The 12,556-nt window shown below is 40.1% G+C and carries 9 protein-coding genes and 1 riboswitch; of the genes, 5 read left to right on the forward strand and 4 right to left on the reverse strand.

Going from position 1 to position 12,556, the window contains the following annotated elements; genetic code table 11:
* Positions 1–372: 372 nt before the first annotated feature.
* Positions 373–4,065 (reverse strand): polysaccharide deacetylase family protein, encoded by a 3,693-nt coding sequence (locus ACE198_RS09120; protein ID WP_375375306.1) that lies wholly within the window; start codon positions 4,063–4,065, stop codon positions 373–375.
* Between the two features lie 443 nt (positions 4,066–4,508).
* On the opposite strand from ACE198_RS09120, the gene ACE198_RS09125 reads away from it, so the two are divergent.
* The 5 genes from ACE198_RS09125 to ACE198_RS09145 all read left to right on the forward strand — a co-directional run bounded on the left by ACE198_RS09125 (position 4,509) and on the right by ACE198_RS09145 (position 8,875).
* A complete protein-coding gene (locus ACE198_RS09125; protein ID WP_098573895.1) occupies positions 4,509–4,985 on the forward strand; it encodes a hypothetical protein in 477 nt (158 codons plus the stop codon).
* 119 nt (positions 4,986–5,104) lie between these two features.
* A riboswitch (TPP riboswitch) is annotated at positions 5,105–5,208 on the forward strand.
* 110 nt (positions 5,209–5,318) lie between these two features.
* Entirely contained in the window at positions 5,319–6,002 is a 684-nt protein-coding gene (tenA, locus tag ACE198_RS09130; RefSeq protein ID WP_251462095.1) for a thiaminase II, read from the forward strand.
* Positions 5,999–6,592 carry an ECF transporter S component gene (locus tag ACE198_RS09135; protein ID WP_251462093.1) on the forward strand — a complete coding sequence of 198 codons (594 nt, stop codon included), beginning with the start codon at positions 5,999–6,001 and terminating at the stop codon, positions 6,590–6,592. The genes tenA and ACE198_RS09135 overlap by 4 nt, the downstream gene beginning before the upstream one ends.
* Positions 6,570–8,141: an ABC transporter ATP-binding protein gene (locus ACE198_RS09140; RefSeq protein ID WP_375375307.1), complete on the forward strand. Its 1,572-nt coding sequence runs from the start codon at positions 6,570–6,572 to the stop codon at positions 8,139–8,141. Before ACE198_RS09135 ends, ACE198_RS09140 begins: the two co-directional genes overlap by 23 nt.
* A complete protein-coding gene (locus ACE198_RS09145) occupies positions 8,138–8,875 on the forward strand; it encodes an energy-coupling factor transporter transmembrane component T family protein (protein WP_375375308.1) in 738 nt (245 codons plus the stop codon). Before ACE198_RS09140 ends, ACE198_RS09145 begins: the two co-directional genes overlap by 4 nt.
* Positions 8,876–9,171: 296 nt before the next feature.
* On the opposite strand, the gene ACE198_RS09150 is transcribed toward ACE198_RS09145, so the two are convergent.
* From ACE198_RS09150 to ACE198_RS09160, 3 genes are all read right to left on the reverse strand, one after another.
* Positions 9,172–9,561: a VOC family protein gene (locus ACE198_RS09150; protein WP_375375448.1), complete on the reverse strand. Its 390-nt coding sequence runs from the start codon at positions 9,559–9,561 to the stop codon at positions 9,172–9,174.
* A 98-nt stretch (positions 9,562–9,659) separates the two neighbouring features.
* Positions 9,660–11,504 carry a bifunctional diguanylate cyclase/phosphohydrolase gene (locus ACE198_RS09155; RefSeq protein ID WP_375375309.1) on the reverse strand — a complete coding sequence of 615 codons (1,845 nt, stop codon included), beginning with the start codon at positions 11,502–11,504 and terminating at the stop codon, positions 9,660–9,662.
* A 146-nt stretch (positions 11,505–11,650) separates the two neighbouring features.
* The gene (locus ACE198_RS09160) at positions 11,651–12,271 is read right to left on the reverse strand and encodes a DUF5317 domain-containing protein (RefSeq protein WP_375375310.1); all 621 of its coding nucleotides are present in this window, start codon (positions 12,269–12,271) and stop codon (positions 11,651–11,653) included.
* Between the last annotated feature and the right edge of the window lie 285 nt (positions 12,272–12,556).

Genomic DNA, 12,556 nt, shown 5'->3' on the forward strand with positions numbered 1-12,556 from the left:
ATATTTAGGTTAAACTGTACTTGAGTCATAATTACTTCCTCCACATTGTTTAATTAGCCGTTAACATTGTAACCATGAGGAATTAATTTGACTCATTTTCTTTTTACACAATTATATGGGCTTAATCCGTTTCGGGGGGGATAAGCGGAGATTTTCCGGTTATGCAAAGAAAAATCCCCCACTTTCACGTTTTTCTAGTAAATAGGCGGAATTTCTCCGTCTATTTAAGCTTTTTTTTATTAAAATTTCAAATTAGGCGGAATTCTTCCGTCTATTGATCGGCTCGGGTACGTAACCTGATCCCCAACCGATAAGTACGGGCCCTCTTTATTCAAAAAGGTCCTTCCCAAAATGGGAAGGACCTGAACGAATTTACATATTTTCGTGAACCTTCACAATTGAAGTTTCCTGCGTTACATTGCCTTTGCGTTTTAGTTTGCCCCAACCAACGGTTACTCCCTTGATGGCTGAGAAGATGGATTTTACCACCACATACGTCATCAGCTGTTTGTACAAGATTCGTTGTAGAAACAATGAAGCGAGCGGCTTTGGACTTTCTTTTTCCAATCGAAACGCATAGAGAGAAGTACAGAAATCCAGCAAGTAAAATAGGATAAATCCAATCGCCGCTTTTTCAGGATGCGGGTTAAAAAGAGCGATAATGAACAATAAATCGGCAATCGGCGAAATGGTTTGATAGATATACTGAAACAGCCACATGTTTGGAAGCGCGACAAAACCTAATGAGTGATGTTTTTTATTGAATAAAGCCCCGCGATGCTTCCATAAGCATTGTAAGGTTCCATACACCCAACGGTAACGCTGTTTGGCCAGACTTTTAAGATCTTCCGGCACTTCTGTATAGGCATAGGCCTTTTCTTCGAATTCAATCGTTTTTCCCTGGCGTAACAGAGTAAGCGTGATATCCGTATCCTCGGCAAGGGTATCTTCTTGAAAATATCCTGCTGCTTCTACCGCCGTCTTTCTCCAGGCACCGATGGCACCAGGAACAACGGTAATGCAATTGAGGGCGGCGAAGGCTCTTCTCTCGAGGTTAAAGCCGGTCACATATTCGATATGCTGCCAGTTTGTCAGGAGGTTCCCTTTATTGCCGACCTTTACATTCCCTGACACAGCTGCGACATTCTCATTTTTAAAGTGGTTCACAAGCAAGGAAATCGCATTTTCAGCGATGAGTGTATCCGCGTCAAGTGCCACGACGATTTCCCCATTTGCTTCTTTAAACCCAAGATTGACAGCGGAGGATTTCCCGCCATTGGTCTTTTTAATTAATCGGACGAGTGGATGGTCTGCATAAGTCTCTTCCACGACAGCCGCCGTATCATCCTTTGAACCGTCGTCGATAACCAGGATTTCAAAAGCAGGGTAATCGCTCGCTAAAATCGAATCGACGGTTTTGCAAATGACTTTTTCCTCGTTATAGGCAGCAATCACGACACTAACATACGGGGTAAAGTCAGGGTCAATCTCCGTTTCCTTATACCTTTTGACCTGCCTTCTTGAAAGGAAAACGAAGACAACTAGTCGCAGGATTCCGATCACGATCGCTGAGTAGAAGAGAAAGCTTAATCCTAAGTTCCAGCCTTGGAGGACTTTGAATACTGCCTTGTCATAGACTAAATAAGGGTTGTCTGGATTAGCTTCAGGCATAATTTGACGATCACTTTTTCCAATCAGATCCCCAATGGTGGAAAAGGTGTAGCCGCGCTGTTTGAGCTCTTTAATAATCATCGGCAAGGCTTTTACCGTGTTCGAGCGGTCACCGCCGGCATCGTGCATCAATATCACATTTCCATCTTGCAGCTGGCTCAATACCTGCTGGAGAATCTCCTTACTAGAAAGTCCTTGCCAATCATCCGAATCGATTAATTCACCGACCGTTGTATATCCCATCTCCTGTGCCCGCAAGATCGGCTCCAGTTCACTCTTCGTGTTTGGTTCCGCATCGGCTGCATATGGAGGACGGAAAAGGGTCATCGAATGGCCTGTAATTTCTTGATACAACCGCTGATTAGCATTGAGTTCCCTTTTTGTTTGTTCCGGTGTGATCGATGCAATATTCGGATGGGTAAAGGTATGGTTGCCAATTTCATGGCCCTCTTCATACATCTTTTTCACCAATTGTGGATGCTGCATCGCGTTCTCACCAAGGATAAAAAAGGTGGCTTTGATATGGTTCCTTTTCAAAATGTCTAATATTTGTGGAGTATAGGTTGGATCTGGACCGTCATCAAAGGAAAGGACGATTTCCTTACTTTTCGGTTTTCCATACCGTTCTACCACAATTGGTTGTGGCAATTTAACATACGATTCGGTTTGAATCATCCCTTGTGCATCCAAGCGAATTGTTCTGTTCCCCTGTTCTGTTTGAGAAGCAATTTTCAAAACTTCACCCTCACCTGCAAAGTGAACAGGATTAGGGCTGACCAAGGATTTAAGGGCATTGGTTGGATCGTTTATTTCCTTTGGTTTATTCAGATAATTCCAGATGGAAGGATCTTCAGAACCAAGACGCCAAACCGCGATACCTTTTGAACCATGATCCATTGATAACTTCATCTGATTATAAAAAGTAGCCCCATCTAAAAACCAAACGGTATGATTTTTCCCTTTTAATTTGTAGCGTAAATAGGGGTTGCTTGTTTGTTTATTCCACTGGATTTGAAGGTTGGTGCCTATTCCTAAATCCATGATATCGCCGAAGGCAACTGTTTTGGCGGGCTGACCGGAGTTTTCCTCCCAGTCGTACCCGAAGCTGCCCAAACTCACAATCAATTTTCCCGATGGAATTTGGAGTTGGTTTAAATTCTCTTCAACCCAATCCGTTGGTGCCACAGGTCCAGGTTTACTCATTGAATGATGCTGGTCATATAACATGACAATCATCCGATCTACATTTGCTGATAGAGCAGCGTAGTTAAAACTATCGTTGTCCGGCGGAACATCTAGTGTAACCATGAGACCATGTTGATGGAAGGCATGATTAACTTTGCTGATAAATCGCGTGAAGTGATTTCTATCATTGGGCTGAATGTCTTCAAAGTCGATATTGATTCCGTCAAAGTCATTTGTTCTCACATAATCCAGCATCTTATTTATAAAAAGATCTTCTGCACCAGGAGTGATAAATAACCGGTGCAGTACTTCGCCATCCCATTTATTATTAGTGAAATTATTTACTAAGGGGAGAATCTTTATCTTATGTGTTTTGGCCTGATCAACAATCGACTTGTCTGTGCGGGTTTCAAGGGTTAGGCCATGTGTAAGTTGCAGCCAGCCCGGTACTAATGTGGTAATCGAATCAATATTCTTTTTAAAAGAAGTGCGGCTGTTTTTGTCCCAATCGACGTAAAAACCATAAACTTCTTGTTTTTGATTCACTTCCCCGATTTCTTTATGACTAGCAAGGGAAGGCGTTGTTTTTTGAACCTGAGCGGCGAGTTGTTCTTCACTAAAACTTATATTAATTGGTTCAATCCCGCTCTTTGCTCTGCTGTTATCAAGTTGCAGTGCTGGAAACTCTGGGTTGTTATTCAGGCTTTCGATAAAAATCGTCGACACTAAAATCATTAAAGCGGCAAAGCCTGCACCCATTCGTTTGATAATCGACCAGCGTCTTTTGGCAGGATCAAGAAAAACATGGTCTTGATTCCGCTCTCTCTTTTTCAACCCTAAATTGTAAAACCAATGGAAGAAAAAATAGCAAACAAGACCAATCAGGCCGCCTAGGATTGCTGGGGCAATCGATTGTGAAAGCTGTATTTTCGATTTTAAGGTTGAAATGAACCACGTATCTTCTAATCTACTTAAATCCAGGATGGGTAGATGATTCATTTTTGGAATGAAAATAGGTATCAACGTTCCCAGGAATAAGGCGATGATATTCAGACGTAACAAAAGTGACAGAACTACTAATAGCGGTATTCTTATATTATCTAAAGGCAAAAACCCTAAGAAAAAACCAAGTGTGCTTGCCACCGCTCCGGCATTTCCGGTGACAGGAGCAAATAGTGACCTAACCAGCCACCTAAACATTCGATTCACATAGATTCCTCCTCTAGGTGTAGTGTTGTTCTATATTAATAGATTTATATTTTACATAATGTCCAGCAGATAGCGGGCCAGATTTTTCGACAGAAAATGACCATATTCAAAGACTTAGATAGTAAAGTGGAGATTTTGGGGGTAGGAAGAAAAAGTTCTTATTCTTTTTAAATGGTAATAGAGGGTAGAGGGAATATTTTGGTTAGTTACCAAGATAACATCTATTCCTGCGCTTAGTACCTATTTTTAGAGACTTATGACCTATTTCCAGAGACTTATTACCTATTTTTTGAACCTTATAACCTATTTCCGGACGCTTATGACATGTTTTACGAGACTTACGACATTTATTGGTAAATAATTGGAAGTTAGAGGGGTGGAGAGGTATGTTTTTTACTAAAAATGGAAATTTTATATATATTGATGCCTAAGGAGTTAACTAAATGGTCGGGATTATTATAGCAGTGATCTTATTTAACCTAATTGCAATCAAAGTAAAAAAACGTTTAACCAGAAGTGAGATGCTGCAGATTTGGTTATTTACAACCTTATTCCAACTGATGTTTGATGTATTTATCAGTTTGAAATACCAGGGGTACTGGTACTTCACGAAGGGTGTGGATTGGCAGTCCTTGCTTGTGTATGTATGTTTAGTCCCACCTGTGAATCTTATCTTTTTAAATGTCTATCCTTTAAAAAGTCCATTATGGAAACAATTCTCCTTTTTTTTAGCTTGGAATGTAGGAATTGTGATCTATGAGGTTTTAACCTTATTACCAGAGCCTTGGGGTTATTTCCATTATGGTTGGTGGAGTTTGTATCACTCCATCATGATCAATCCTTTTCTCCTCCTCATCTTATTAGGGTTCTATAAATTAGTTCGTCGATTAGAACATAAGGCTGTGGTTAAGCAAGTATAGTGGGGAAAATGAGAAGGCCTCTCCTTGTTCTATAGGACGTTTGGTCTATTTTTATCCTTTAGCTGTTAACTGATTGACAACATTAACCAGCGGGTGTAGAGTGAATATTAAATTTATAGGAAGACCACTAGGGGAGCCGTTTGGCGGCTGAGACAAGAATAATCTTGGACCCTTTGAACCTGATCTAGTTCATACTAGCGTAGGAAAGTGGAGTCTGTGTATGGATAAATACTATTATTCTGCCGCTCCATTTTTGGAGCGGTTTTTTCGTGTTCGAACCGTTAGCCGTTCCATTTAGTGTCTTCCCATAAAACAAATAAGGGGGAGAAATATATGAGTTTTTCAGCAGAACTAAGAAGAGAAGCCAATCCGATTTTTGAGGCAATTTTTGAACATCCGTTTGTCCGGGGGATCGCTGATGGGGAGTTACAAAAAGAACAATTGGTTCATTATGTAAAACAGGACTTTGAATATTTGAATTCCTTTATTCGCATCTATGGAATCGCCGTTTCTAAGTGTGAGAATCGTGAAGAAATGGATATGTTTAATCAGCAGATTTCATTTATATTAAACAGTGAAATCCATCCACATAATAACTTTTGTCAAGTAGCAGGTGTACCCTACGAGGCATTACAGGGATATCCGTTAGCACCCTCAGCCCTTCATTACACGCGTCATATGCTTACGGTTGCACATGAAGGGACATTAGGGGAAATTCTAGCGGTATTGCTTCCATGTCCATGGACGTATTGGGAAATTGGGAAAAGATTATTAACGGAAGTGAATCCAGATCGCTCCCATCCTTTTTATGATTGGATTCATTTTTATGGAAACCGGACCGATTCGATTACGACAAAATTTTGTGCCAGGATCGATGAGTGGGCTAAGATAGCAACAGAGAAAGAAAAGGAAAAAATGAAGGAGCATTTCCTCATCAGTTGTCAGTTGGAATATATGTTCTGGGATATGGCTTATAAACTAGAAGAATGGCCTGTGAAAATGGAGGCAGTGAAATGAAGACCTGGAAGATGAAAGAAGTCGTTCTTGCTGTGATTCTAGCGGTGGCCTGTGGAGTGATTTATTTAGGATGGTCGACGCTGTGGATTCCGATTTCTGCTATTGTCGGGCCGGTCGGTGCAGGCTTTATGTTTGGTATTTGGGTGATTGCCAGTCCAATCGTCGCGTATATTATCAGAAAACCGGGAGCAGCATTTATTGCAGAGGTAGCAGCGGCTGCCGTCGAGTTATTAACAGGAAGTCATTTTGGTCTGTCGGCCCTGTTAGTAGGTGTTTTTCAAGGGATTGGTTCAGAAATTGCCTTCGCCCTATTCGGATATAAACGGTATAACCTTTTTACTTTAATGCTATCAGGTGCTCTAGCTGCCGTATTTGGAATGCTTTATAACATAATCGCCAACGGTTTCGGTTATTACACACTGGAAGTCTTTTTGATGACACTAGGAATTCATGTCATCAGCGGCATGATTCTTGGCGGCTGGCTAGCGAAAGTTGTCGTGGATGCCCTCGCAAATACAGGGGTGTTAGAGCAATATGAGTTGATGAAGGAAAAAAGAAAAAAGGACAATGTCAATGTTTCTGGGTTGTAAAGATCTTTCGATTCGTTTTTATAACCGCTCTGAAAAAATACTCAATCATATTACCTTGTCCATCCATCAAGGGGAGAAGGTATTAATCCTTGGACCTAGTGGGAGTGGGAAATCTACATTGATTTCTGCTCTTGCTGGGATTATCCCTGAGCATTTGGACGCAGAGGTCAGCGGTGAAGTATGCATCCGGAAAAATGCAGGAGTGATGTTTCAAGATCCTGATTCCCAGTTTTGTATGCTGCGTGTCGATGAAGAAATTGCCTTTAGTCTGGAAAACCGTTCGATTCCTCGTAACGAAATGGATCAAATGATCTCGGATTTGATGGAAAAAGTAGGGCTGATGGTAGATAAGAAAACACCGATTGAAATGCTCTCAGGAGGGATGAAACAACGATTGGCGTTAGCGTGTTTGCTTGCATTAGAACCAGACGTCCTCTTCTTTGATGAACCAACCGCTCAACTCGACCCTGCTGGCCGGAATGAGATCTTTGGTTTATTGAGACATTTAGCCGAAAAAACCAACCATACGATGGTCTTTGTCGAACATGTCCTTGACGGCTGCATCGAATGGATGGACCGAGTCATTATCCTTGATGAGCATGGAAAGATTATTGGGGATGGGGAACCAAAAGAGATGCTGCTCCAATTTAATCAACAAATGAAAGATGCGGGGATTTGGCGTCCTAAGTTGTTTCCTCACAAATGGGAGGAGATCGTTCAAGATCCCTCGCACCCTCTATCTATCAAACTTAAAAATGGAGTAAAAACGAAACCGCTCGTACAAGGCGATTGTTTACTCCGCACCGAACATGTTGAAATTGGCTATGGGAAGAAGACCGTCATCAGTGATATAGAGGTGAAAATCCATAGAGGGGAATGGATTTCCATTGTCGGAGAAAATGGGAGTGGGAAAAGCACCTTTTTAAAAAGTCTGATCCGGTTGGAGCCGATTCAAAAAGGGAGAATTTACTTTCAAGGTGAGGAACTAAAAAAATGGACAGACCGAGAATTATTTGAGCAGGCAGGCTTTGTTTTCCAAAATCCCGAACATCAATTCATTACCGATACGGTTTTTGACGAAGTGGCTTTTGGCGGCCGGCAGCGAAATTGGCCGGAGGAGCAGGTTCGCTCGAAAACCAATCGATTGTTAGAGGAGTTTGGATTGGCGCCATACCAGGATACGCACCCTTTTACCCTGAGTTTAGGACAAAAACGGCGGTTAAGTGTGGCGACAATGTTATTGTTCGATCAAGCTTTGCTATTGCTTGATGAACCAACCTTTGGTCAGGATGAAAAAACAGCGAGAGAGCTTATTAAACGTCTCAAAGAGAGACAGGAACAGGGAACAACCATTGTGATGGTAACCCATGATATGGATGTGGTCGATCGTTTTTCTGATCAAGTCCTTCTATTCAATAAGGGACGAGTATCCTATCAAGGAACGCCCTATGGTTTATTTTCAGAGCCAAGTTATTACTGTGAAAGTGCGTTGATTCCACCACTCCATTACCAGTTGATGCATGCAAGAAGGGAGGGTGTTTTGGTATGAAGGCGAATGATTCATTCCTAGCTGCACTCAATCCTGCTTGTAAGTTGTTCGCTCATTTGATCGTGATGTTTCTTTTAATGGCCATCTCCAATCCAACGGTGACTTTTTTGATTTGGTTTCTTGCGCTATTGATTGGCATTTTTTTAGGCGGATGGAGAATGACGTATCTTATCAAAAGGCTTTTGCCTTATTTAGGTTTTTTCATTCTTGTATTTTGGATGATCGCTGCTTTTGGAGAAGGAGAAGAAACGATTTGGAAAGGGGCCTGGTTCCATATTACGGTGGAGAGTGTAAATCATGGCTTAACCATCGCCTTACGGATGTTAGCGTTTGTCACGTATGGTTTATTATTCACCTCCACCACCGACATCACGTTGTTCATCATGAGTTTAATTCATCAATGTAAACTTTCACCAAAATGGGCGTATGGACTATTAGCGGGGTTCCGCTTTATCCCGTTGTTTCAATCGGAACTAAACCAAATGAAGACGGCACATAAAGTGAGAGGTTACCGGCAAAGAAATAATTGGAAAGCGTTTATGAGGTATGCTTTGCCACTGTTTACTCAGGGCATACGAAAATCAGAACGAATAGCGATTGCCATGGAGGCGCGTGGGTTTACGGGTACAAGGGACAGAACCTATTACCAAACAACTAAACTAGCAGTGAAAGATTTCGGCTATCTGCTTTCGTTACTTATTGTTGCTTGGGGGATCATGACTTTTATTGAATAGGCTCTGTTATATGGATTCCACTGTGTTTGAAAATAAACGGAAAAATTCCGTTTATTTTGGGAAATACCCATATTTCCTTAATAATAAAGGAAGTTTTTCCGTCTAAACTATCGAAATCTTTGGATATTGTCTTTTTTTGAGGAGTTAATCGGAATATCTTCCCTTATATTGCTTCTTAAGCCCTGTCTATATCCATTAGCCGGAAATTCTCCGCCTATGAATTCTCATAACTACTCAAAAATCTACAATGAATAATAAGGGGAGAAGTGTATACGCACTTCTCCCTTTTGGCTTTACTAAAGGTCTGCTTGGTCAACGTTTAGTTCAATGAGATTTCCATCTGGGTCGGCACAGAAAATCTGGGCAAAGCCACTCATGCCCTTAGGTTTCTCTAATAGTTCAACATCCTTACTTTTCAACCAATTCAACGCAGCATTGTAATCTTTCACCCGAAGGGCAAAATGACCTTCACGGCTGCTTAGGCGCTTATCTTGGCGAAGGGTTTGGGAGGCAGGATCGACGATGAGATGGAGCTGTTGTCCTTCGATATCGTACCAAGCACCAGGGAAATCAAAATTCGGGCGCTGGATTTCTTTTAAACAGAGGATATTGCTATAAAAATGCTTGGCCTGTTCTAAATTGGTCACGGATAGGCTCACGTGGTGGAGGCATTCATATTGAATCATGGCGGTTAACTCCTTCATAAATTTTATTCCATCATACCACAAGGGGTTGGACGGATTAAGATAAAAACCAGGCATACAGCCTGGCTTAGGTCCATTTCTTAATTCTCGATACTTGCGGCAACCTCTTTCTGCTGTTCATCCCATGAGTTATCGAATTCCGTAATCATTGCAATGAATGGTTCGATAAATTGGGGGTCAAATTGTTTGCCAGAGCAGCGGCGCAACTCGGCGATTGCTTCTTGAAAGGTTTTTGTTTTTTGATAGGGCCGCTCTGTTGTCATGGCATCAAAGGAATCGATCACGCAGAGAATTCTTGCTAGTTTTGGGATCGATTTTCCGATTAGCCCATATGGGTAGCCGTTTCCATCAAAACGTTCGTGATGGAGTTCAACGAGTGGAATCAAATCTTCTAATTTTTTATTGGTTGAAATGATATCTTTTCCATAGGTAACGTGTTTTTTCATGGTTTCCCATTCTTGCGAGTCGAGACTGCCTTTTTTATTTAATATTTCACGCGGAATTTCAATTTTTCCAATGTCATGGATAAGCGCTCCGAGAATCAGTGTTTTGCGTTCATCCACGCTTAGATTCAGTACTCGTGAGAAGTCGACCGCATATTGGTAGACGCGCTTGCTATGGCGATAGGTATAAACATCCTTGGAAAGAAAGATTTTTAATTGATATTCTGCTTCCTCTAGCTCTTTTTCAAGCGAAAGTGAGCGTTGTACGGAATATTCTGAATGTCCATTGTAAATTTGGACTAGATTTTTTCCTTGGTTTTTCGCTGCATACATTGCTTGGTCGGCTTTGTTAAGAAGTTCAGAAATGCTGTAGGTTTCTTTTTCACATTCAGCAATCCCGGACGAAAAGGACAAGCAGCCGTAAGGGAGACTTTCCACCCCTTTATAGTAGGTGTCATTTACTTTCTTCCGCAATTCATTCATGAACGAATAAGCAGTCTTTCGATCGGTATTGGGCATGATGATTGAAAACTCTTCTCCGCCATAGCGGGCAACGATATAGTTTGCTACATCTGAACTGGCCTTCAAAAGGGTGCCAAATTCTTGGAGCAAATGATCCCCTTGAATATGACCGTACAGATCGTTGTACTTTTTAAAATCATCAATATCCATGATGACCACACACAGTGGCTGATCATTTTCCTTCGCAGCTGTTACTTCTTTTTCCAAAATTTCTTTAAAGTATCCGTGGTTGTTTAAGCCTGTGAGGAAGTCTTTGTTGGCTTTCTCGGAAATTTCTTTATATAAATTAAAGTACTGTTTAAAGGCTAATGACAATAAAAAGGCAATACAGGTGAAAAGAGATAGACCGAATAATTCGTCGGGTTTCATTAAAATGACTAGGACTAATGAAAGCACAAGTGTAATTATATATGTGGCAGCTGTTTCTTTAATAATTTCTTTGAAAAAGGCTACTATGTTCTCAGATCCTGCCAAGATGAAAAACAAACCAACCAATAGTAGATTCAATGCAAAATAGGTGCAAAAAGAAAATAAATAGGGAAGGCTGTTATTGACACTGATAGGTCCAGTAATGCCATTTGTAAATATAAAAACATAATAGGCACAATTGATCATTAAAGAATAAACAGAGAAGTTAAACAGATGTTTCCACCAGGCAATATTACGCTGTACTAGTGTAAATATAATGGAATGTATAAATAAAACAAGTAATGTAGTATCTAATCCATACAAAAAAAGACTTGCTAGATAAATAGAAGAATCCATTGAAAGGGAATTACCCTTTGGAGGAATCAGTATAGTGTAGTAATTAAGCAATAAAATGGAACTGGAAAAAGCAAAAATAATAATCCAGTCCATTTGAGAGTATTGTGGGATTTTATTTAAGAAGGTGAAAAATAAAATGCCTAAAGCTGAAATGAAGAAAAGATATGTATTTGCAGGTGTCTTAATAATACGCATACTCATCACTCTCGTAAATAAATTTAGGAGAAGTAATAAAGAAATTACTTCTCCTATCATTCTACACTTAAACTAATTTATATCCAGAAGTTAAAGCAATAATAATTGAACCGATAATGATTGCATTGTATAGAATCCCAGTTAATTTAATGCCTTTTTTTTGTCCATTTTTCATCTTTTTTCACCTCCTTCAAGGAGAGGAGGTGAAGCAACCGCTTTTTTGAGATTGGATGATGAACCATTAGATACTGAATGAAAAAGAAGATTCCAATATTCATAATTATATCACCAATACTGATGATTTGGGTTCGTGGATAAGGGGCAGAGATTGGAATAACATCCCCCAAAAATCCGAGGTGAGTTGAAGATGTTAGCATTGTATGTTTTGCATATAAGCTATCTTTTAGGGTTTCGATGTACACTGGATCCAAAACGGTAGCAGCCTCTACTGATACCGGCATTCTTCCACCGTTGATTACCATGACTAGAAAGTTGAGAAATACTCCAAATAAAATAAGAATAAACCCTCGGTTTTTACGGTTCATATATAAAAATAATAGTCCGAGTACATAAACTACTATATAGATAGATCCACTGATCTGTCCAAGGAATTTACTATCGTTTTGAAACATAAACACGGTTAATTCAACAACTAATAGTAAAGGAAATATCCATCCCCACTTCAGCTTCAATTTCCCAAGTGCTCGTAAATTCCCTTTTCGAAGAAAGCCTACTAAAAATGAAATGATGATGCCGTCAAATACCATAGTTGATACCCACCTATGCTAGGATAAATGAAATATTTTAAAATTTCGTCAAGGTGAAATATTCCCATAATAATATAATCAAAGAAAATATTAAAATACAAGTGGTTATATGCTGAATTGATGAATAATTTGTGTATTTTTGAAAATATTTGGCGAAATAGGACGGATTTCAACTGAACCCCTCTAATTATGAGGAAATATAGAATATTTCCTGCGAAATAATCCCGCATATTTCGACTATTTCCTGCTACTCTTAGTCCATAAGATCATGACAAATCAAATCCT

The sequence above is a fragment of the Neobacillus sp. KR4-4 genome, from assembly GCF_042136325.1.
Lineage (GTDB): Bacteria > Bacillota > Bacilli > Bacillales > Cytobacillaceae > Neobacillus.